15 protein-coding genes and 1 pseudogene are annotated in these 20,523 nt (G+C 69.8%); 10 read left to right on the top strand and 6 right to left on the bottom strand.

Translation table 11 applies throughout. The annotated features are described in order from the left end of the window. Positions 1 to 12 precede the first annotated feature (12 nt). Positions 13 to 1,617, bottom strand: a complete 1,605-nt coding sequence (locus ACFVV1_RS06665) for an MFS transporter (RefSeq protein ID WP_389985473.1) — start codon at positions 1,615 to 1,617, stop codon at positions 13 to 15. Between the two features lie 440 nt (positions 1,618 to 2,057). On the opposite strand from ACFVV1_RS06665, the gene ACFVV1_RS06660 reads away from it, so the two are divergent. The 5 genes and pseudogenes from ACFVV1_RS06660 to ACFVV1_RS06640 all read left to right on the top strand — a co-directional run. Continuing rightward, positions 2,058 to 2,846 (top strand): ABC transporter ATP-binding protein, encoded by a 789-nt coding sequence (locus ACFVV1_RS06660; protein ID WP_389985470.1) that lies wholly within the window; start codon positions 2,058 to 2,060, stop codon positions 2,844 to 2,846. Then, positions 2,843 to 5,428 (top strand): ABC transporter permease, encoded by a 2,586-nt coding sequence (locus ACFVV1_RS06655; RefSeq protein WP_389985467.1) that lies wholly within the window; start codon positions 2,843 to 2,845, stop codon positions 5,426 to 5,428. Before ACFVV1_RS06660 ends, ACFVV1_RS06655 begins: the two co-directional genes overlap by 4 nt. A 74-nt stretch (positions 5,429 to 5,502) precedes the next feature. Beyond that, on the top strand, positions 5,503 to 6,843 hold the full coding sequence (locus tag ACFVV1_RS06650) for a recombinase family protein (protein ID WP_389985464.1): 1,341 nt from the start codon (positions 5,503 to 5,505) through the stop codon (positions 6,841 to 6,843). Positions 6,844 to 7,111: 268 nt separating this feature from the next. Next, positions 7,112 to 7,960 (top strand): putative RNA methyltransferase, encoded by an 849-nt coding sequence (locus ACFVV1_RS06645; protein ID WP_389985462.1) that lies wholly within the window; start codon positions 7,112 to 7,114, stop codon positions 7,958 to 7,960. After that, a pseudogene (locus ACFVV1_RS06640) lies at positions 7,957 to 8,645 on the top strand (IS5 family transposase); the annotation flags it as partial. The gene ACFVV1_RS06645 and the pseudogene ACFVV1_RS06640, both read left to right, overlap by 4 nt. Positions 8,646 to 8,939: 294 nt before the next feature. On the opposite strand, the gene ACFVV1_RS06635 reads toward ACFVV1_RS06640, so the two are convergent. Both ACFVV1_RS06635 and ACFVV1_RS06630 read right to left on the bottom strand, forming a co-directional pair. Beyond that, positions 8,940 to 9,005 (bottom strand): hypothetical protein, encoded by a 66-nt coding sequence (locus ACFVV1_RS06635; protein WP_389986345.1) that lies wholly within the window; start codon positions 9,003 to 9,005, stop codon positions 8,940 to 8,942. A 225-nt stretch (positions 9,006 to 9,230) separates the two neighbouring features. Then, the gene (locus ACFVV1_RS06630) at positions 9,231 to 9,389 is read right to left on the bottom strand and encodes a hypothetical protein (protein WP_389985459.1); all 159 of its coding nucleotides are present in this window, start codon (positions 9,387 to 9,389) and stop codon (positions 9,231 to 9,233) included. A 695-nt stretch (positions 9,390 to 10,084) separates the two neighbouring features. Here ACFVV1_RS06630 and mfd point away from each other — a divergent pair. Then, positions 10,085 to 13,615 carry a transcription-repair coupling factor gene (gene mfd / locus ACFVV1_RS06625; protein ID WP_389985456.1) on the top strand — a complete coding sequence of 1,177 codons (3,531 nt, stop codon included), beginning with the start codon at positions 10,085 to 10,087 and terminating at the stop codon, positions 13,613 to 13,615. Here mfd and ACFVV1_RS06620 read toward each other — a convergent pair. Further along, positions 13,593 to 14,018, bottom strand: a complete 426-nt coding sequence (locus ACFVV1_RS06620; RefSeq protein ID WP_389985453.1) for an ATP-binding protein — start codon at positions 14,016 to 14,018, stop codon at positions 13,593 to 13,595. The genes mfd and ACFVV1_RS06620 overlap by 23 nt on opposite strands. Before the next feature lie 150 nt (positions 14,019 to 14,168). Between ACFVV1_RS06620 and ACFVV1_RS06615 the strand changes: the two genes are divergently transcribed. From ACFVV1_RS06615 to ACFVV1_RS06605, 3 genes are all read left to right on the top strand, one after another. Continuing rightward, a complete protein-coding gene (locus ACFVV1_RS06615; RefSeq protein WP_389986343.1) occupies positions 14,169 to 14,711 on the top strand; it encodes a GntR family transcriptional regulator in 543 nt (180 codons plus the stop codon). Then, entirely contained in the window at positions 14,708 to 15,487 is a 780-nt protein-coding gene (locus ACFVV1_RS06610) for a GntR family transcriptional regulator (protein WP_389985450.1), read from the top strand. The genes ACFVV1_RS06615 and ACFVV1_RS06610 overlap by 4 nt, the downstream gene beginning before the upstream one ends. Before the next feature lie 172 nt (positions 15,488 to 15,659). Continuing rightward, the gene (locus ACFVV1_RS06605) at positions 15,660 to 16,403 is read left to right on the top strand and encodes an HNH endonuclease family protein (protein ID WP_389985447.1); all 744 of its coding nucleotides are present in this window, start codon (positions 15,660 to 15,662) and stop codon (positions 16,401 to 16,403) included. A gap of 165 nt (positions 16,404 to 16,568) precedes the next feature. Here the strand turns inward: ACFVV1_RS06605 and ACFVV1_RS06600 are convergent, their stop codons facing one another. Together ACFVV1_RS06600 and ACFVV1_RS06595 are read right to left on the bottom strand one after the other, a co-directional pair. Beyond that, complete coding sequence (locus tag ACFVV1_RS06600) at positions 16,569 to 17,321, bottom strand: hypothetical protein (RefSeq protein WP_389985444.1); 753 nt, start codon at positions 17,319 to 17,321, stop codon at positions 16,569 to 16,571. Positions 17,322 to 17,349: 28 nt separating this feature from the next. After that, the gene (locus tag ACFVV1_RS06595) at positions 17,350 to 18,189 is read right to left on the bottom strand and encodes a DUF4190 domain-containing protein (RefSeq protein ID WP_389985441.1); all 840 of its coding nucleotides are present in this window, start codon (positions 18,187 to 18,189) and stop codon (positions 17,350 to 17,352) included. Between the two features lie 229 nt (positions 18,190 to 18,418). On the opposite strand from ACFVV1_RS06595, the gene ACFVV1_RS06590 reads away from it, so the two are divergent. Next, positions 18,419 to 20,515, top strand: a complete 2,097-nt coding sequence (locus ACFVV1_RS06590) for an N-6 DNA methylase (RefSeq protein ID WP_389985438.1) — start codon at positions 18,419 to 18,421, stop codon at positions 20,513 to 20,515. Positions 20,516 to 20,523 lie beyond the last annotated feature (8 nt).

The following is a 20,523-nucleotide window of genomic DNA, read 5'->3' as shown; positions in this document are numbered from 1 at the left end:
GGCGTCTGCGGTCTACCGCGCCGGGGCGTCGCTCGCGGGCTCCTCGGGAAGGACGGGGAAGCGGCGCGGGGCCACGAAGACGAGCACGAGGAGGGCGAGTGCCGCGGCCCCGGCGGCGCCCAGGTAGACGTGGTCGACGGCGGCGTCGACGGCCCGCCGCAGATAGTCCGTCGCAGCGGCCGAGAGCCTGCCCGGGTCGTCCAGGGCGTGCGAGATCGCGTCCAGGTCGCCCGGCAGTCCGGGCACCGGGGCGGCGGCCAGCCGGGACGCGAGGATCCCGTTGGCGACGGCCCCGAAGAGCGCGGCGCCGACGCTCTGGCCGACCTGGCGGCAGAAGAGCACGGACGCGGTCGTCGTACCGCGCTCGGCCCAGCCGACCGTCGACTGGACGCCGACGATCAGTGGCAGCTGGAACAGGCCGAGCGCCGCGCCGAGCAGCAGCATGATCAGGGCGGGCTGCCAGGCCTCGCCCGGATACGGCAGCAGCGGGAAGGCGAGCAGTATCAGCAGGGCGCAGCTCATGCCGGTGATCGCGGTGCGGCGGAAGCCGATGCGGTTGTAGACGCGGTTGGAGAACGCCGCCGCCACCGGCCAGCTCAGGGTCATCACGGACAGGACGAATCCGGCGGCGATCGGGCCGAGGCCCAGCACCGACTGGGCGTACGTCGGCAGGAAGACCGTGGGGGCGACCATCAGCAGCCCCATCGCGCCCAGCGCCAGATTGACCGAGGCGATGGTCCGCCGCCGCCAGACCCAGCCGGGAATGATCGGCTCGGCGGCCCGCCGTTCGACGACGACGGTCAGCGCGCCGAGCGCGACGCTGCCGGCCAGCAGCCCGAGGGACGGGGCGGAGAGCCAGGGCCAGGCGACCCCGCCCTGGACGAGCGCGGTCAGCAGCAGGGTGCCCGTCGCGAAGACGAGGAGGGCGCCCGCCCAGTCGATCCGGGGGCGGGGCGCACCGGCCGCCCGGCGGGTGCCGGACGGCTCGTGGAGGTGACGTACGACGAGCCAGAGTGCGAGCGCCCCGACCGGCAGATTGATCAGGAAGATCCAGCGCCAGTCGGCGTACACCGCGAGCAGCCCGCCGATCACCGGCCCCGCGACCGCCGAAGTGGCCCACACGGTCGACAGCTTGGCCTGGATCTTCGGGCGTTCCTTGAGCGGGTAGAGGTCCGCGGCGATGGTCTGCACGGTGCCTTGCAGGGCGCCGCCGCCCAGCCCCTGGACGACCCGGAAGGCGATCAGCGCGGCCATGTTCCAGGCGGCGGCGCAGAGCACCGAACCGAACAGGAAGAGGGCTATGCCGGCGATCAGGACCGGCTTGCGGCCGAAGGTGTCGGAGAGTTTTCCGTACACCGGCAGGGAGACCGTCACGGCCAGCAGATAGCCGGAGAACAGCCACGAGAAGACGGAGAAGCCGCCGAGATCGCCGACGATCTGCGGGACGGCGGTGGAGACGATGGTGCCGTCGATGGCCGACAGGGCCATCCCGAGCATCAGGGCGGCGACCACCGGACCGCGTCCGCGCGGCGTCGCGGGGGAGGGGCCCGGGGCGACCCCGGAGCCCGGTATCGCTTCGGTACCGCCGTCCCCGTTACCGCCCGCGTCGCTCACCAAGATTCCTTCCCCCTGCACGTATTTTCTCGGGACACTGTCTCACCCGTGGGTCGCGGCCGGGAGGTGCCGCTGCTGGGGGAGGAGACCGGGGCGGGTCCGACGTCCCCTGCCGACCTCGGCACGTGCACCCCCGGGTCCAGCCCCTGACACGGTTCTCCACCCGGGGGCCGAGACCCCTAGGGGGTGCTCCCCAGTTCGGCCCAGGGGCGGTTCCTCCCGGCGGAGGACGTGACGGCGGGGGCCCGTTCCTTAACGTGTTCCTACACCGCGAAATGCGGCTGATTCCCACCGCGGATGCGGCAGACCGCAGGGGGCGGGGTGGGGAAAACCCCACCCGAAGACTGCGCTGGGCACCAGCGCGCCGGGCCCCTGGGAACACCAGACTTCAGACGTACGCCGCGACCACTCGAAAACTGCATGACCGACATAGGAGATAAACCGTGACAACGGCTGTAACCATTCCCAGGCACGGGGGCACTGGAGGGCGTACGGCCGTCGCTGCGCGAGCGCGACAGGTCGTCAAGGCGTACGGGGCGGGGGAGACCCGGGTCGTCGCGCTCGACCATGTCGATGTGGACATCGCCCGCGGACAGTTCACGGCGATCATGGGCCCGTCCGGCTCCGGCAAGTCGACCCTGATGCACTGCCTGGCCGGCCTGGACACCGTGACCTCCGGTCAGATCTTCCTCGACGAGACCGAGATCACCGGGCTCAAGGACAAGAAGCTCACCCAGCTCCGCCGGGACCGGATCGGCTTCATCTTCCAGGCGTTCAACCTGCTCCCCACGCTCAACGCGCTGGAGAACATCACACTGCCGATGGACATCGCGGGCCGCAAGCCCGACGCGGCCTGGCTGCGGCAGGTCGTGGAGACGGTCGGTCTCGCCGATCGGCTGAAGCACCGGCCCACCGAGCTCTCCGGCGGCCAGCAGCAGCGCGTCGCGGTGGCCAGGGCGCTCGCCGCCCGGCCGGAGATCATCTTCGGTGACGAGCCCACCGGAAACCTGGACTCGCGGGCCGGCGCCGAGGTACTGAGCTTCCTGCGCAGGTCCGTCGACGAGCTGGGCCAGACCATCGTCATGGTCACCCACGACCCGGTCGCCGCCTCCTACGCGGACCGGGTGCTGTACCTCGCCGACGGACGCATCGTCGACGAGATGCACAACCCGACGGCCGACCAGGTCCTCGACCGCATGAAGGACTTCGACTCGCGCGGGCGGACGTCATGACCGTCTGGAAGACATCGAGGCGCAACTTCTTCGCGCACAAGGGACGCATGGCGCTCTCCGCCGTCGCGGTCCTGCTGTCGGTGGCGTTCGTGTGCGGCACGCTCGTCTTCACCGACACCATGAACACCACGTTCGACAAACTCTTCGCCGCGACGTCGGCCGATGTCACCGTCAGCCCGAAGACCTCCGAGGACGACGACCGGCTTCCGGAGAACGGCAAGCCCGTCACGCTCCCCGCCTCCGCCGTCCAGCAGGTCGGCAAGGCCACCGGCGTGAAGGACGCCGAGGGCGCGGTCTCCAGCATGTCCGTCACCGTCGTCGACAGCCACGACAAGAACATGGGCTCCACGACGGGCGCCCCGACGATCGCGGGGAACTGGACGAAGAACGACCTGCGTTCGATGGAGATCACCTCCGGCCACGCGCCGCGCGGCCCGACCGAGGTGATGGTCGACGCCGACACCGTCGACAAGCACCACCTGAAGCTCGGTGACGAACTGCGCACCATCGCCGCCACCGGCGACATCAACGCGAAGATCAGCGGAATCGCCACCTTCAAGGTCACCAACCCCGGCGCGGCGGTCGTCTACTTCGACACCGTCACCGCGCAGACGAAGCTGCTCGGCAAGCCGGACGTCTTCAGCCTCATCTCCGTCACCGCCGAACAGGGCGTCAGCGACACGCAGTTGAAGCAGGCCGTCGCCACGGCGCTCGGTGACACCTCCGCGTACAAGCTCCAGACGCAGAAGGAGGCCGCGGACGCCAACAAGGACTCGATGGGCTCCTTCCTCGACGTCATGAAGTACGCGATGCTCGGCTTCGCCGGGATCGCCTTCCTCGTCGGCATCTTCCTGATCGTCAACACCTTCTCGATGCTGGTCGCCCAGCGCACCCGCGAGATCGGCCTGATGCGGGCCATCGGCTCCAGCCGCAAGCAGGTCAACCGTTCCGTGCTCATCGAGGCGCTGTTCCTCGGCATCCTCGGCTCCGTCCTCGGCGTCGGCGCGGGCATCGGCATCGCCGTCGGCCTGATGAAGCTCATGGGCGCCGTGGGCATGGACCTGTCCACCGACGACCTCACGGTCGCCTGGACGACCCCGGTCGTCGGCCTCGCGCTCGGCATCATCGTGACCGTCGTCGCCGCGTACATCCCGGCCCGTCGCGCCGGGAAGATCTCCCCGATGGCCGCCCTGCGCGACGCCGGAACCCCGGCGGACGGCCGGGCCGGCCGGATCAGGGCCGCGATCGGCCTGGCCCTCACCCTCGGCGGCGGCACCGCGCTCTACGCCGCGACGCGGGCCGACAAGTCGAGTGAGGGCTCGCTCTTCCTCGGTGCGGGCGTGGTCCTCACCCTGATCGGCTTCATCGTGATCGGCCCGCTGCTGGCCGGCTTCGTGGTCCGGGTGCTGAGCGCGGTCATGCTGAGGATGTTCGGCCCCGTCGGACGGCTCGCGGAGCGCAACGCCCTGCGCAACCCGCGCCGCACCGGAGCGACCGGCGCCGCCCTGATGATCGGCCTCGCCCTGGTCGCCTGCCTCTCGGTCGTCGGCTCCTCCATGGTCGCCTCGGCCACCGAGGAACTCGACAAGTCGGTCGGCGCCGACTTCATCGTCCAGCCGGCCGGCGGCAACCCGACGCTCCTCGTGGACCAGGCGGTCAAGTCCCTGGAGTCCGTGCCGGACATCGAGCACCTCACCGGCTACAAGGTCGTCAGCGCCAGGATCACGGCTCCCGACGGCACCACCGAGAACAACGCCCTGGCCGCCGTCGATCCCACGTACCAGGAGGACGTCCGGCGCGAGACGGTCGCCGGGAAGCTGGCCGACGCGTACGGCAAGGACGCCATGTCCGTCGGCGACACGTACGCCACCAAGCACCACCTCAAGGTCGGCGACCGGCTCACCGTCGCGTTCAAGGGCGGCGAGACCACGAAGCTGAGGCTTGCCGCGATCACCTCGGACGATGTGAACATCGACAAGGGTGCGATGTACACGAACGTCGCGACCGCCGCGCGGTACGTCCCCGCCGACAGCCTGCCGAAGAACATGATGATGTTCGCGAAGGCAGCGGACGGCAAGGAGAAGGAGGCGTACGCCGCGCTGAAGGCCGCCCTCGTCAAGTACCCGCAGTACGAGGTGAAGAACCAGGCCGACTTCAAGCAGCAGCTGAAGGACCAGATCGGCCAGCTGCTGAACATCGTCTACGGCCTGCTGGCGCTCGCGATCATCGTCGCGGTGCTCGGTGTGGTGAACACCCTGGCCCTGTCGGTGGTCGAGCGGACCCGTGAGATCGGCCTGATGCGCGCCATCGGCCTCTCCCGCCGCCAGCTGCGAAGGATGATCCGCCTGGAGTCGGTGGTCATCGCGGTCTTCGGCGCCCTGCTCGGCCTCGGCCTCGGCATGGGCTGGGGCACGGCGGCCCAGAAGCTGCTGGCTCTGGAGGGCCTCGGCGTCCTGGAGATCCCGTGGCCGACGATCCTCACGGTCTTCGTCGCCTCGGCCTTCGTCGGCCTGTTCGCGGCCCTGGTCCCGGCGTTCCGGGCGGGCAGGATGAACGTGCTGAACGCGATCGCCACGGAATAGCGAGGGCGACGGCCGATGCAGGATGACGTATTCCGGCCCCGGGGTGTTCCTCGAACGCCGCTAGTCTGGGGTACATGACGAACACGGCGATCTACCTGCGGCTGTCCCGGGACTCTGAGAACTCGACATCCATCGAGACCCAGCGGGCAGCCGCACACCGCTGGCTAGAGGCACACGGACACAACCCGGCGGATGCCGTCGAGTACATAGACGCAGGCGTGTCCGGCGCGAAGCCCCTGGAACAGCGCAAGGGCATGCGTGAACTCATGGCGGCCCGTCCCGCTGTAATTGTGGCGTGGAAGCTGGACCGCTATGCCCGCAGCGTTAGCGAGTTCCTGCGGCTCGTCGCATGGGCCGAATCCCGCGGGGCATCGCTGGCAACGACTGACGGCACGATCGATACCACCTCGCCGACCGGCCGGATGGTCGCAACCGTTCTCGCTGCTCTCGCTGAGTGGGAACGCTCGATGATTACCGCGCGGATCACCGAGGGACACGGAACACGACGTGCCCAGGGTCGCTGGCCCAGCGGTAAGGCACCGTTTGGCTACCGAATCGAGCGCCGGGACGGTGCCGCCTATCTCGCTGTCGACGACGAGCAGGCGGCGCTCATTCGCAAGGCCGTGGCCAAACTGGTCGACGACGGCACGGTCACGGGCACTGCCCCCATGGTTGGTCTGTCGGAACGTCAGTGGCGCTTTCTCCTGAAGGCCCCAATCCTGCGTGGTCAGCGCGAGCACAAGGGCGAATTGGTGCTGGCCGACGATGGCATCACCCCGGTGCAGTTCGGTGAACCCATCCTCACTGCCGCTGATGCCCAAGCGGTCCGTAAGCGTCTCGATGCTCTCGCTACAGGCGCCGATCGCGCTCCCCGCCGGGCGGCCCCCCTCTGCTCCGGCATGGGCTTCTGCTATCGCTGTTCGGGCCGACTGACGGGCGGTACGTCCGAGGGGGTGGACCGGTACAAGTGCAAGGCAGGCCACGTGTCCGTCACTGCTGTGCAGATGGACCAGCGCGTGGAGGCCGAGTTCCTGACCCGGTTCGGCTCGTTCACAGAAACAGTGATCCGCCGGGAGGGTGGCAACGACCTGTCCGCCGAGATGCTGGAGGCCCAGGAACAGGCAGCGAGGCTAGGCAAGCGAATGGCTACAGCCGGTCCGCTGATGATGGGCACGCTGGAGGAACTGTCTGCCGAACTGGAAGCCGCGTACGCCGCCCTGCGCGCTGCTCACGATCCGGAGGTCCGCGAGGTGCCCGTGCCCACTGGAAGGACGCTGACAGAGGCGTGGAGCGATCCTGCGGAACGGCCCCGGTTGCTCGCTGCAATGGGCCTGCGAGTAGAGCTCGGTCCGCGTGCTGCCGATGACCGGCTGAGTATCAGTTGGGGTTCGGTGCCGGAGGACGACGTCTCTTAACTGCGGGAACGCGCGAGGGGCTTCGGCCGAGCCTCGTAGAATCGTGGTGTGGCATTCATGAGCACTCCGCACTGCTGCTTCCACTGATCGGGAGGCTGTGAGGGCGATGCCGGACGGCATCGCCCTCTTTGGTATGCCTGCCGCGTGACCCGCGTTCCGGCGCTGCCCGCATCGAGGGCGGAGGCCGATCCGTTCCTCCTGGGACGGCGATCTTCTGAGCGCGCGTGCAGGCACGGTCCCTTCCCTTCACCGTTGCCAGGAGTGCCTTGTGCCTGTTTCGCTTCCCCCTGCCCTCGAATCGTTCCTCGATCTCCTGCGCTGTCCGACGTGCGGCGCGTGTCTCCGCTCCGACCGCGGCGCGCTGCGCTGCCCGGCGGGCCACACCTTCGATATCTCCCGGCATGGCTATGTCAGCCTCCTGACGGGCACCCGCGCCACCAGCGGCGACGACGCGGCCATGGCCCGAGCCTGGGACCGGTTTCTGGCCACCGGCAGGTACGGGCCGATCCGCCGGATCGTGGCTCACCTGGTGGCCGACGACGTGCCCGAGCAGAGCGCTGTGGTGGACGTCGGATGCGGCACGGGCTACTACCTGGCCGGCGCCCTTGAGCAGCTGCCCGATGCCCGCGGTCTGGGCCTGGACACCTCGGTGCGCGCCCTGCGCGCCACGGCCCGTGCCCATGAGCGAGCAGCTGCCGCGACGTGGGACGTCTTCCGTCCCCTCCCGCTGGCCGACGGGATGGCCGACGTCGTGCTGGACGTGTTCGCCCCGCGCAACCCATCCGAGTTTCACCGGGTGCTGCGCCCGGGCGGCCGGCTGGTCGTGGTGCGTCCGACCGGGCGGCACCTGCCCGAGTTGCGCAGCCAGGTGCCCGGAATGGTTGCGATCGACCCGGCCAAGGAACGTCGCCTGCACAAGGCGCTGGCCCCCTTCTTCGAGGCCGCGGGTACCGAGCTGGTCGAGTACGTTACGTCCTTGACCAGACCGGAGGCCCTTGATCTGGTGGGGATGACGCCGAGCGCACGCCATCTGAACCGTGCAGACCTGGGCGATTGCGGTCTTGTGCCCGACCAGGTCACCGTCTCCGTGCTGGCCACCGCCTACCGGCCTCGGTGACCACAAGCGGGCGCACGCGCCTACTGACCGACGAGCAGTGGGCACGCCTGGCGCCCTACCTTCCCTGCGACACAGGGAAGGTAGGGCGCCCGTTCGCCGACCACCGCCGCATCATCGAGGGAATCATCTACCGGTACCGCACCGGGATTCCCTGGCGAGACCTGCCCCACGAGGTGTTCGGGCCCTGGCAGACGGTGTGGAAACGACATCGTAGGTGGGCAGCTGACGGCACGTGGGACTCGGTTCTGGCGCAACTGACCGCCCAGGCAGACGAGATCGACGAGATCGACGAGATCGACGAGATCGACGAGATCGACTGGACGGTCTGGGCGGACTCGACGATCAACCGGGCTCATCAGCACGCCACGAACACGACTAGGCCGGAGCCGGACACCGGCGCCGCCACCCTCCGCGGCGAGAGCGAGGCTACGGTGATCGACCGTGAACCTGCGGCGCACGCAGTAGGCCGATCCCGCGGCGGCCTGACAACCAAGATCCATCACGCCGTGGACGGCAACGGCTGTCCACTGGCCGTCGTGGTACCCCGGGCCAGGTCCACGATGGACAGATCCTGCCGCTCCTGCTGGGCGATATCCGGGTCCCGCGATGCGGCCGAGGCAGGCCACGAACCACACCGTACGCCCTGCTCGGAGGCAAGACATCCCGCGCGGATATGCGTCAAGCCGCTGCTGCAGAGAGTTCGGCTGACGGCTGTGGGAAGGCGATTGCTTCGTCGTAGATGTGACCGTTCTGGAGGCAGTAGAACAGCATTCCCATGAAGCGGTTGAAGAGGTTCCGCTGGGCAGCGACGTGGCGGTCGCCGGCCTCTCGGCGGCGGTCGTAGTGGGCTCTGGCGCCTGGTGAGCGGGTCAGGGGAGACGAAGGCCCAGACGTAACCGACGGCTGCCAATCTCTGATTCTTGATCTTCCGACTCATGGCCGTGCAGCTCTTGCCGTTGGACCTGGTGACCGGGGCGCTTCACGCGTAGGCCTTGAGCGATCCGGCGTTGGCAAAGCGGGTCCGGTCATCGCCAATCTCTGCCAGGACCCGGGCGCCGGTCAGCGAGGCGAGACCCGGAAAACTGCTGATGATCGGGGCATCGGGATGCTCTTCGAAGGCTTGCGCGACGGCTTCTTCGAGCTGTTCAGCGTTGTCGCAGGCGGTGTTCAGCTGCCTGAGTAGAGCGGACGTCTGATGCCCGAGGGCTGCCTCGACTTGCGGGAGTTGGTGGAGATACTCGCGCTTGAAGACTTCATGGAGTCTCGCGGCTCAGGTCTGGATGCCGTGGACCCTGCCAGCTTGCTCGAGCAGGGACTGCAGGCGCTGCCGTGTCAGCTTCGCCGCCATGCTTGGCGTCGGGGCTGCAGCCAGGATGCTGCGGGCGAACGGCAGGCTGCTTTCGATGCCGCCGCCGAGATTCGGAACCACCCGCACGGGGGACGGGCATGACGCGCGCGCTGTACCGATATGCAGACCACACGATCCGCCACGCACCGGAAGGCGGGATCACGTACGAAGCGTCCTGCGCTGCCTATGGATGCGGCGAGGAATCCGGCCCCAGGGCCAGTAGGAGACGGCACAGGAAGTGTCTGCGGCACAGCGGCATGACCGGCCATTCGCTGTTCCGGCGGGTGGTGACTGACCACGCCCGAGTGACCCAGCCGAGTAGGCCCCGGCCCGCTGAGCAACGGCGAGCAACACAGCTCAGCGCGTCGGTACTGCCCCATTCATGCGCTGCCCCCAGGCGTATGGGCGAGGCCGGATTCGTGCCCGTACGGTCCGGGGCGCGGGGTGGGGCTGCCAGCCCTGGCGCGGGCGCGTCGTACGGGGCGGAGCTGTCGATCCGGCTCGTGCCCGTCGCGCGGGGTTGAGCCGCCGGCCCCGGCGCGGCCCGTTGCACGAACCCGCTCGGGGCCGCGCCGCCGGCCCGATGCGGGCCCGCTGCGCGGGCGGCCGGATCCGACCCGCTGAGCCGGATTGCGGGCGCGGCTGTCACAGCGGAGTCGTACGCTGGAACCCCCGGCCCGTGAGACGTGTCGGGTCCTTCGTGTTGCCCCTACGCGTCGCCCCTGGCAGCAGCCGGCTGTCAGACCTCGCCCTCGTTACCCGGACGGAAGCCCTTCATGAGCCTGCACGGCCTGCTGGATGTCGTCGTACGTGACCCGGCACTCTCCGAAGCGGTGAAGGCCGCCACCGACGGCCACCGGATGCATGTCGACCTCGTCGGTCCGCCCGCCGCCCGCCCCTTCGCCGTGGCCGCGCTGGCCCGCGAGACCGACCGGACCGTGCTCGCCGTCACCGCGACCGGCCGGGAGGCCGAGGACCTGGCGGCCGCGCTGCGCACCCTGCTGCCGCCGGAAACGATCGCGGAGTTCCCGTCCTGGGAGACCCTGCCGCACGAGCGGCTCTCGCCCCGCTCCGACACCGTGGGCCGCCGCCTCGCCGTGCTGCGGCGCCTGGCGCACCCGAGGAAGGACGACCCCGAGACCGGCCCGGTCAAGGTCGTCGTCGCACCCGTCCGCTCCGTGCTCCAGCCGCAGGTCAAGGGGCTCGGCGACCTGGAACCCGTAGCGCTGCGCATCGGACAGAGCGCCGACCTCGGCAAGACGGTCGACGCGCTCGCGGCAGCCGCGTACTCCCGGGTCGAACTGGTCGAGAAGCGCGGCGAGTTCGCCGTGCGCGGCGGCATCCTGGATGTCTTCCCGCCGACCGAGGAGCACCCCCTTCGGGTGGAATTCTGGGGCGACGACGTCGAGGAGATCCGCTACTTCAAGATCGCCGACCAGCGGTCGCTGGAGATCGCCCAGCACGGTCTGTGGGCGCCGCCCTGCCGGGAGCTGCTGCTGACCGGCGAGGTCCGCGCGCGGGCCGCCGCCCTCGCCGAGCAGCACCCGGAGCTGGGTGAGCTGCTCGGCAAGATCGCCGAGGGGATCGCGGTGGAGGGCATGGAGTCCCTCGCCCCGGTCCTCGTCGACGACATGGAGCTGCTGCTCGACGTACTGCCCAAGGGCTCGATGGCGCTGGTCTGCGACCCGGAGCGGGTGCGTACCAGGGCGGCCGACCTGGTCGCCACCAGCCAGGAGTTCCTCCAGGCGTCCTGGGCGGCCACCGCGGGCGGCGGCCAGGCCCCGATCGATGTCGGCGCGGCCTCCCTGTGGGGCATCGCGGACGTCCGTGACCGGGCCCGCGAGCTGGAGATGATGTGGTGGTCGGTCTCCCCGTTCGCCGCGGACGACGAGCTCGACGAGGACACCCTCAAGCTCACGATGCACGCCCCGGAGTCGTACCGGGGCGACACCGCCCGCGCGCTGGCCGACACCAAGGGCTGGCTCGCGGACGGCTGGCGCACGGTGTACGTCACCGAGGGCCAGGGGCTCGCCTCCCGTACCGTCGAGGTGCTGAGCGGCGAGGGCATCGCCGCCCGCCTGGATCCCGACCTGGCCGAGATCTCCCCGTCGCTGGTCCACGTCTCCTGCGGCGCGATCGACCAAGGCTTCGTCGACCCGGCGCTCAAACTCGCCGTCCTCACCGAGACGGATCTGACCGGCCAGCGCACCGCCACCAAGGACCTGGGCCGGATGCCGGCCCGCCGCCGCAAGACGATCGATCCGCTGACGCTGGAGACCGGCGACTACATCGTCCACGAACAGCACGGGGTGGGCCGCTACGTCGAGATGGTGCAGCGTACGGTGCAGGGCGCCACCCGCGAGTACCTCCTCGTCGAGTACGCCCCGGCCAAGCGGGGCCAGCCCGGCGACCGCCTCTACATCCCGACCGACCAGCTGGAGCAGGTCACCAAGTACGTCGGCGGCGAGGCACCCACCCTGCACCGGCTCGGCGGCGCCGACTGGACGAAGACCAAGGCGCGCGCCAAGAAGGCCGTCAAGGAGATCGCCGCCGACCTGATCAAGCTGTACTCGGCGCGAATGGCGGCGCCCGGCCATGTCTTCGGCCCCGACACGCCGTGGCAGCGCGAACTGGAGGACGCCTTCCCGTACGCGGAGACGCCCGACCAGCTCACCACCATCGCCGAGGTCAAGGAGGACATGGAGAAGTCCGTCCCGATGGACCGGCTGATCTGCGGCGACGTCGGCTACGGCAAGACGGAGATCGCGGTACGGGCGGCCTTCAAGGCGGTCCAGGACGGCAAGCAGGTCGCCGTCCTCGTCCCCACGACCCTCCTGGTCCAGCAGCACTACGGCACGTTCACCGAGCGCTACTCCCAATTCCCGGTCAGCGTACGGGCGCTGAGCCGCTTCCAGTCGGATTCCGAGTCCAAGTCGACCATCGAAGGGCTCCGCGAGGGCTCCGTCGACCTGGTCATCGGCACCCACCGTCTCTTCTCCTCCGAGACGAGGTTCAAGGACCTGGGCCTGGTCATCGTCGACGAGGAGCAGCGCTTCGGTGTCGAGCACAAGGAGCAGCTGAAGAAGCTCCGCGCCAACGTGGACGTCCTCACCATGTCCGCGACGCCCATCCCCCGTACGCTCGAAATGGCCGTCACCGGCATCCGTGAGATGTCGACGATCACCACGCCGCCCGAGGAGCGCCACCCGGTCCTCACCTTCGTCGGACCGTACGAGGAGAAGCAGATCGGCGCGGCCATCCGCCGTGAACTGCTCCGCGAGGGCCAGACGTTCTACATCCACAACCGCGTCGAGTCGATCGACCGGGCCGCCGCCCGGCTGCGCGAGATCGTCCCCGAGGCGAGGATCGCGACCGCCCACGGCCAGATGTCCGAACAGTCTCTGGAGCAGGTGGTGGTGGACTTCTGGGAGAAGAAGTTCGACGTCCTGGTCTCCACGACGATCGTCGAGTCCGGCATCGACATCTCCAACGCCAACACCCTGATCGTGGAACGCGGCGACAACTTCGGCCTCTCCCAGCTCCACCAGCTGCGCGGCCGGGTCGGCCGTGGCCGCGAGCGCGGTTACGCGTACTTCCTCTACCCGCCGGAGAAGCCGCTCACCGAGACCGCCCACGAGCGCCTGGCCACGATCGCCCAGCACACCGAGATGGGCGCGGGCATGTACGTGGCGATGAAGGACCTCGAAATCCGCGGCGCCGGAAACCTGCTGGGCGGCGAACAGTCCGGCCACATCGCGGGCGTCGGCTTCGACCTGTACGTACGCATGGTGGGCGAGGCGGTCGCCGACTACCGGGCCTCCCTCGAAGGCGGCGTGGAGGAGGAGCCGCCCCTGGAGGTCAAGATCGAGCTCCCGGTCGACGCCCACGTCCCCCACGACTACGCGCCCGGCGAGCGGCTGCGCCTCCAGGCGTACCGTGCCATCGCCTCCGCCAACACGGAGGACGACATCAGGGCGGTCCGCGAGGAACTCACCGACCGCTACGGCAAGCTCCCCGAGCCGGTCGAGAACCTGCTCCTGGTCGCGGGCCTGCGCATGCTGGCCCGCGCCTGCGGCGTCGGCGAGATCGTGCTCCAGGGCTCGAACATCCGGTTCGCCCCGGTCGAGCTGCGCGAATCGCAGGAGCTCCGCCTCAAGCGCCTCTACCCGAAGACGATCATCAAGCCGGCCCTCCACCAGATCCTGGTCCCCCGCCCCACCGCCGGCAGGATCGGCGGCAAACCGGTCGTCGGCCGCGAACTGCTGGCGTGGACGGGGGAGTTCCTCACGACGATCCTGGGGTCTTGAGGGGCGCCGGATCGGGCGCGGGCGAGGTCTTGAAGACCAGCCACACGGTTTTGCCGACGACGTGATCATCGACCCCGAAGTCGTCGGCAAGCTCGCTCACAAGGCGTAACCCGCGCCCCGAGCAGGCGTCGTCGTCGGGGCGCTGGACCGCCGGCTGACCGGGTCCGCTGTCACGGACCTCCAGGCGCACCAGTTCCTCGCCCCGGAGGAGGCCGACGCAGAACTCACGCCCCGGTGGCGCACCGTGCAACAACGCGTTGGTGGCGAGCTCTGAGACGCACAGCTTTATGTTCTCGATCAGAGGATGAAGATCCCACTCGATAAGGACATCGACGACGAAGTCGCGTGAGGCACCAACGGAGGTGCGCCTGCGGGGAAAGCGTCGTTGCTGCGACAGGGACACGGTGGTTCACCGCCTTGCTCGTGGGCTGCAAGTGAGGACTGTACTGCTATTCGCGAAAAGCGGCAAGGCTTACCCTGTGGGGGTGAGCTCCAGTCGCCTACCGTGTGATGCGGCAGGCTGGTACGGGTGTTGGCTGCGGAGGAGAAGGACATGGGCGGCAGTGAATGGATCAGCACCTCGGTGCCGTACCTCGCCGCGCGTCCCGGAGCCCCAGGTGACGCATGGGCTGCAGAGGCCGCCGCTGAGGGCCGCCGGGGCAGTCAGCAAATTGTTCAGGCGGGCGAAGTGGAGGCGCCGGGACCGGTCGCGGAGTTGCTGGGGATGCCCGCCGGGCAGGGCGTCGTCGCTCGTCGCAGGATCATGTATCTCGACGGCGAACCGTGTGAGTTGACGGATACGTACTACCCCGTGGACATCGCGGGCGGCACCGGCCTGGCCGGCACTGCCAAGATCCCGGGCGGGGCGATCAGGCTTCTGGCGGACCTGGGTCATGTCGGCGTCCGCGTGCGCGAGGACGTGACCGCGCGGCCGGCGACTGAGCACGAGCGGGAGCAACTGCGGCTGGCGGCTGGGGAACCCGTACTGCAACTGACCCGGCTCACGCTGGACGACGCGGACCGGCCCATTCAGGTCGACGTAATGGCCATGCCTCCACGGCGCCAGAAATTGCGGTACGAGATCAGGATCGGATGACTGTGCCCAGACCCGAAGCGGATGCCGTCGACCGCCGTTCACTTCACGAGCGGATCGCGGCCGATCTCAGGGACCAGATCATGGGCGGGGACCTCGCTCCCGGAGCCAGTCTGCCGTCCACCGTGCACCTCAAGGAACGGTTCAACGCCTCGAACGCGACCGTGCAGAAGGCGTTGCAACTGCTCAAGGACGAACAGTTGGTGATCGGCAGGGCGGGTGCCGCGGTAACGGTCCGAGAGCATCGTCAACGAACCGTCCGCCCGGCCTCGTACATGGCTCCGGCAGGTTCGGGTGAGCCGTACCGCTGGCTGACAGAGGCCGCAAAGGACGGCTCCCGTGCGCACAGCACACTCCTTGAGGTCGCCGAGGCCGAGCCGCCCGCGGACGTTGCCGAAGCGTTCCGGCTCCCGAGGTCCGGCTCCGCACTTCTCCGGCGCCAGCTTCTCGTGATGGACGACGAACCGGTGGAACTGGTCGCGTCCTACTACCCGCTGGAGATTGCCCGTGGCACGGCAATGACGGAGCGCCGAAAGATCCCCGGCGGCACGCCGACCCTGCTCGCGGAGCTGGGCTACCCGCCGCGGCTCAGCGTGGACCGGGTCTCCGCGCGGGTACCCACGCAGGACCAGTACCAGGCGCTGCGGCTGCCCGGTGACCTGCCGGTGCTCCGTACCCTGCGCGTGGTCTACAGCGACGATGAGCGGCCGATCGAGGCGACGGTCATGGTCAAGGCAGGTCATCTGTACGAGTTGCAGTACGAGTTCACGGCGGAGTGAGCCTGGCGTTCTGTGACTCGTCGGCATGCCTGGAAGTGTGATTCCGGCCGCATCCGGCCCGAACCGCAGCCATGAACATGCCTCACAGGGGAAGACATCCGTACGATTCCCGGGTTCGGCTTTCTCCCTGTCAGGACGGCTTCGAGTGATACCTCCCCGCACGTACCGAGTGATGCTGCCCGCCATCGGCGCGGCGGCGGTGCTGGCCCTGGCCGGCTGCGACCCCGAGCAGACGTCCTCCGGGACCGGGCAGCAGGGCGGTGGACAGGCTGCCGTCACCGGGTTCGGGGCGAGTCCGCTCGACAACGCCGACGGTACGAAGCCGGGGCTCGCACCGCTCACCTTCGAGGCGGACCGGGTGGCCGGCCGGAAGATCATCGAGAAGGTGGCGACGAAGGGGCGGGGGCCGAAGACCGGGTACGCGCGCGACAAGTTCGGTTACGCGTGGAAGGACTCGATCGACGGGATACCGCTTGCCCGGAACGGCTGCGACACCCGCAACGACCTCCTCGCCAGGGATGGCAAGGACGTGAAGTTCCGGTCCGGTTCGGACTGTGTCGTCGTGTCGATGACCCTCAAGGACCCGTACACCGGCTCGACCATCGACTGGCGCAAGCAGCAGGCCACCGAGGTCCAGATCGACCACGTCATGCCGCTCTCGTACGACTGGCAGATGGGCGCCGCCCGCTGGAACGAGGCCAAGCGGCAGCAGATCGCCAACGATCCGCTCAATCTCATCCCGGTCGACGGCCCGGCCAACAACGCCAAGCGCGACTCGGGGCCGGCGTCCTGGCTGCCGCCGTACAAGCCGGTCCGCTGCTCGTACGCGGTGCGGTTCGCGCAGGTGTCGCTGAAGTACGAACTGCCGGTCACCGTCGCCGACAAGCAGGCCATGCTGGAGCAGTGCGGGGGGTGATCCCCCGCCCGAGGCCCCACCCGGCGGTGCAACGGGAGTACGCGCTGTACGTGGAGCCCCATGTGTGGGTGCGGCATCGGCTGTGAACGCGCTGCCGGAACCCGCCCGGGTGGGGGCGGGTTCCGTGGTGTCTGACTGGCCAAGGGTTCCGTGATGTCGGGCGGTTCAAGAAGGTGAGATCTGCGGTTTCTTCACCGGGAACGGCTGGTTGAACCCGGAGAACTCGACGGTGAGGGGGCGGCCGTTGCCGTCGGCGCCGTCCGTCAGGTGAGCTCTCAGCAGGTAGGGCCTGCCCTCGGAGGCGATGCTTGCCGTCCATGTCCCCTCTTCCGTCCTGCCGGTGACGGTCAGGGCAGGGACGTCGGAGGTGGAGTGGGGCCCGGGCGTCGTCGTCTTCCCCTTGCGGGCCGTCCCGCTCTTCGGGGCGAGGAGGCCGAGGAACGTCTCCCGGTCGCAGTAGCGCTCGGCCAGCTTTGCGTGCCGGTCGCCGGTGGGGGCCTTCACCCAGCGGCCGGTGAGCTTCTTGATGTCGGCGGCGGTGTTCTTGCGCGGGCCGTCCTGGGCGGCGGCCTCCTTCAGCATCGCGGCATCGGACCGGGTGTAGACCGTGCCCTCCGTCCGCACCAGCTCCAGGGTGCCTGCCGCGCCCATGGAGAGCGTGACCGTGCACGCGCCCCTGACGTCCGTGGCGACGTACGCACTGACCCGGCCCTCGGCGGAGGTCGTCTCCACCGTCATGCGCACCGACTTGGCACTCCGGGTCGCCGCGAGGGCCTTGTTGACGACCTCGGGGCCGGTCAGCCGTGCATAGGGAGCGGCGGTCCGCTCATCGTCGAAAAGTGTGCCGCAGGCCGCCGTGAGCGCAAGGACTGGCACGGTGCAGAGAGCGGCTGCCGCGGTGCGGGCGAGTGGACGCATGGCGGTCGGCTCCGGTCGGGAGAGAAGGTCAGAGCTTCAGGTCCCACTGAGTGGCGTCGTACGTAAACCCGGGGTTGACCTCGACCGTCAGGTTCTTGGCGTCCGCGGGGGCGTCGAAGGCGAACTGGACCGTGATCTTCTTGCCCGGCAGGATCGTTCCGCTGAAGCCCTCGCCGACCTTGCCGTCGAAGATCTGCTCGGCGTCCGCGCCCTCCTGGCCGTCGCGGGCCGTCACGTTGACGAGCGCGGAGTCGAACTTCTCCTTGCCCGCGTTCTCGATGACGACGGCGACCCGGTAGGCCTTGTTGCCCTTGGTGTGCCCGGCGGCGTACGCGTCCGGGGTGTACGAGGTGGCGTCGCCGACCGTGACCGTCAGATCGTCGTCGTACACGGCCGAGTCGCCGGCCTCCAGCGCCTTTCCGGTGTCCTTCTTCTTGTCGGCGGCGCCGTCCTTGGCGGAACCGTCGCCGCCGGGCTTCGGCTTCGCGGAGGCCGTCGTGTCCGACACCGCCTTGTTGAGGTCGTTCACCGCATCGTCCACCGCCTTGAACGTGATCACCGCGCCGACCACCGCGAGGATCAGCGAGATCAGGCCGAGGACGGCGCCGAAGGTGGCCATGCCCTTGTTGGTGGCCTCGCCGCGCTTGGCCCGGCCCCGGCCCACCAGACCCAGGATCAGGGCGATGACGCCGAGAATGCCCGCCAGCCAGAAGAAGAACGGGATCAGCCCCGACACGGCGCCGATGACACCCAGGACGAGGGCGGAGATGCCCAGTCCGTTACGCGCCGGGCGCGCGCCCGGCATCTCGGCGGGAGCGTACGGCTGCTGGGGCTGCGGGGACTGCGGCGGCTGCGTGAACTGGGACATGGCTGTGCCCTCCGGCAAATGCAGAGATGGGTGGTGAGCGGTTCCGTGCATCGCTCCTGTAGCGATGGGGCAATAACAGCAGAGCTTGTGAACCGAGTCAACATCGTTCACGCTGGAGGGGTTGATGCACGCTGTGAATCGGCGGTGCGTAACTGGGATCGGTATGCTCGCCCACACCGCACGAAGGCCACTGCCGGGACAGCCAGTGCCAGGACCAGGGAGACAGTCAGTGCCGGAGAACTCGACAGAGGTGACCGCGGCCGGGATCGCCCGGCTCGCAGGCGTGGGGCGGGCCGCCGTCAGCAACTGGCGCCGCCGCCACGCCGACTTCCCGAAGCCCGTCGGCGGCACTGAGACGAGCCCGTCCTTCGCCCTGCCCGAGGTCGAGCAGTGGCTGCGTGACCAGGGGAAACTCGCCGAGGTGCCCCTCCGTGAACGGGTCTGGCAGCAGCTCGCCGGACACTCGGCCGGCGCGGTCTGCGCCCTGGTCCACACGGGCTGCGCCCTGCTGCTCCGGCGGAACAGTTCCACCGCGTGGCGGGAGATCAACGCCGTGTCGGACGAGGCGATGGCCGGTGTGCTGTCCCTCGCGCTCGACGACATGCTCGCCGACCGCTTCGGGCCCGCCACGGTATCCGGACGGGCTGTTCACACTCCCGGCCGCGCCGAACTGCTTCCGTCCATTCCGCTGCTCCGCGGCGCCGCGGAGCTCGCCGCGGAGAACGGGGCCCGGGAGACCTTCGAGTTCCTGCTCGGCCGCCAACTGGACGCCAACCCACGCCAGTACACACTCACCCCGCCCGGACTCGCCGAACTCATGGCCGCCCTGGTGGAGACCGGGAAGCAGCCCGCCCGCACCGTCCTCGACCCCGCCGCGGGCACCGGCGCCCTGCTGCGCGCCGTCGATCGTCCGACCGCTCTGTACGCGCAGGAGGCCGACCCGGACCTCGCCGCGCTCACCGCACTGCGGCTCGCCCTGCACACCGACCCCGACAACAGCTGCGCCCTCGCGGCGCGGGCCGGCGACACCCTGCGTGCCGACGCCTTCCCGCAGCTGGCCGCCGACGCCGTGCTCTGCCACCCGCCGTTCAACGAACGCAACTGGGGCCACGACGAGCTCGCCTACGACCCCCGCTGGGAGTACGGGTTCCCGGCCCGCACCGAGTCCGAACTCGCCTGGGTCCAGCACGCCCTGGCCCATCTGCGCGAGGGCGGCACCGCCGTACTCCTGATGCCCCCGGCCGCCGCTTCGCGCCGCTCCGGTCGCCGGATCCGCGCGGATCTGCTGCGCCGCGGCGCCCTGCGCGCCGTCATCGCGCTCCCGGCCGGTGCCGCACCCCCGTACGGCGTTCCGCTCCACCTCTGGGTGCTGCGCAAGCCGGGCAGCGGCCCGCACCCCTCGCCCGAACTGCTGCTCGTCGACACCGCCGAACCCGCCGAATCCCCCTCGGCGGGCCCGGCGGCCGCCGCTCCGTCCGGTGGGCGCGACCGGCTCGACTGGCAGGCGGTGCGCAGCGCCGTGCTCGACGCCTGGCGGTGGTTCGAGGGCGAGCGCGAAGGCGTGGCCAACGGTGTAGGCGCGAGCGCCGTCCCCGTCATCGAACTCCTCGACGACGACGTGGACCTGGCCCCCGCGCGCCATCTGCCGCCCCCGGCCGCCGCGGGCGGGCCGGCCGAGCTGATCCGCGTAAGGGAACGGCTCACCGAGACGCTCGGACTCACCGGCACCCTCACCCCGCCGGCCGTGACCCCCTCCGAGCCGGCCCGCTGGCCGCTCACCACCGTCGGTGAACTCGCCCGCGCCGGCGCACTCCAGCTCCGCACCGGCGGCTCCGGCACCGGCCTGGCCCCCGTCCTCACGGAACACGACGTCCTCGGCTCCACCGCCCCTTCGGGAAGCCTCCCCGCCGACGGGCCCCCCGAGGAGCCCGTCCTCGTCGAACCGGGCGATGTCGTCGTCCCCGTGCTCGGCGGCGGCTCCGTCACCCGCGTCATCGACGAGGCCACCGCGGGTGCCGCACTGGGCCGCAACCTCCAGCTGCTGCGCCCCGATCCGGCCGCCCTCGACCCCTGGTTCCTCGCCGGCTTCCTGCGCGGCACCGCCAACAACCGCCAAGCCAGCAGCTACGCCTCCACCGCCACCCGGCTGGACGCCCGCCGCCTCCAGCTGCCCCGGCTGCCGCTCGCGGAACAGCGGAGGTACGGACAACGGTTCCGCGCCCTCGCCGAGTTCGAGGACGCGCTCCGGCTGGCCGGGCGACTCGGCGGGCAGCTGGTCCAGGGGATGTACGACGGGTTGACGGACGGCACGGTCACACCGCAGTGAGCTGAACC

Origin of the sequence: Streptomyces sp. NPDC058092, from assembly GCF_042884935.1 — a bacterium.
In the GTDB taxonomy this organism is placed as follows: Bacteria; Actinomycetota; Actinomycetes; order Streptomycetales; family Streptomycetaceae; genus Streptomyces.
This window is presented reverse-complemented; position numbering and strand designations above follow the sequence as displayed.

What these genes read in the sequence shown, in the direction of transcription:
- ACFVV1_RS06655 (WP_389985467.1), top strand. Translation starts at nt 2,843, where the DNA reads ATGACCGTCTGGAAGACATCGAGGCGCAACTTCTTCGCGCACAAGGGA.
- ACFVV1_RS06650 (WP_389985464.1), top strand. Translation starts at nt 5,503, where the DNA reads ATGACGAACACGGCGATCTACCTGCGGCTGTCCCGGGACTCTGAGAAC.
- mfd (WP_389985456.1), top strand. Translation starts at nt 10,085, where the DNA reads ATGAGCCTGCACGGCCTGCTGGATGTCGTCGTACGTGACCCGGCACTC.
- ACFVV1_RS06615 (WP_389986343.1), top strand. Translation starts at nt 14,169, where the DNA reads ATGGGCGGCAGTGAATGGATCAGCACCTCGGTGCCGTACCTCGCCGCG.
- ACFVV1_RS06610 (WP_389985450.1), top strand. Translation starts at nt 14,708, where the DNA reads ATGACTGTGCCCAGACCCGAAGCGGATGCCGTCGACCGCCGTTCACTT.
- ACFVV1_RS06605 (WP_389985447.1), top strand. Translation starts at nt 15,660, where the DNA reads ATGCTGCCCGCCATCGGCGCGGCGGCGGTGCTGGCCCTGGCCGGCTGC.
- ACFVV1_RS06600 (WP_389985444.1), bottom strand. Translation starts at nt 17,321, where the DNA reads ATGCGTCCACTCGCCCGCACCGCGGCAGCCGCTCTCTGCACCGTGCCA.
- ACFVV1_RS06595 (WP_389985441.1), bottom strand. Translation starts at nt 18,189, where the DNA reads ATGTCCCAGTTCACGCAGCCGCCGCAGTCCCCGCAGCCCCAGCAGCCG.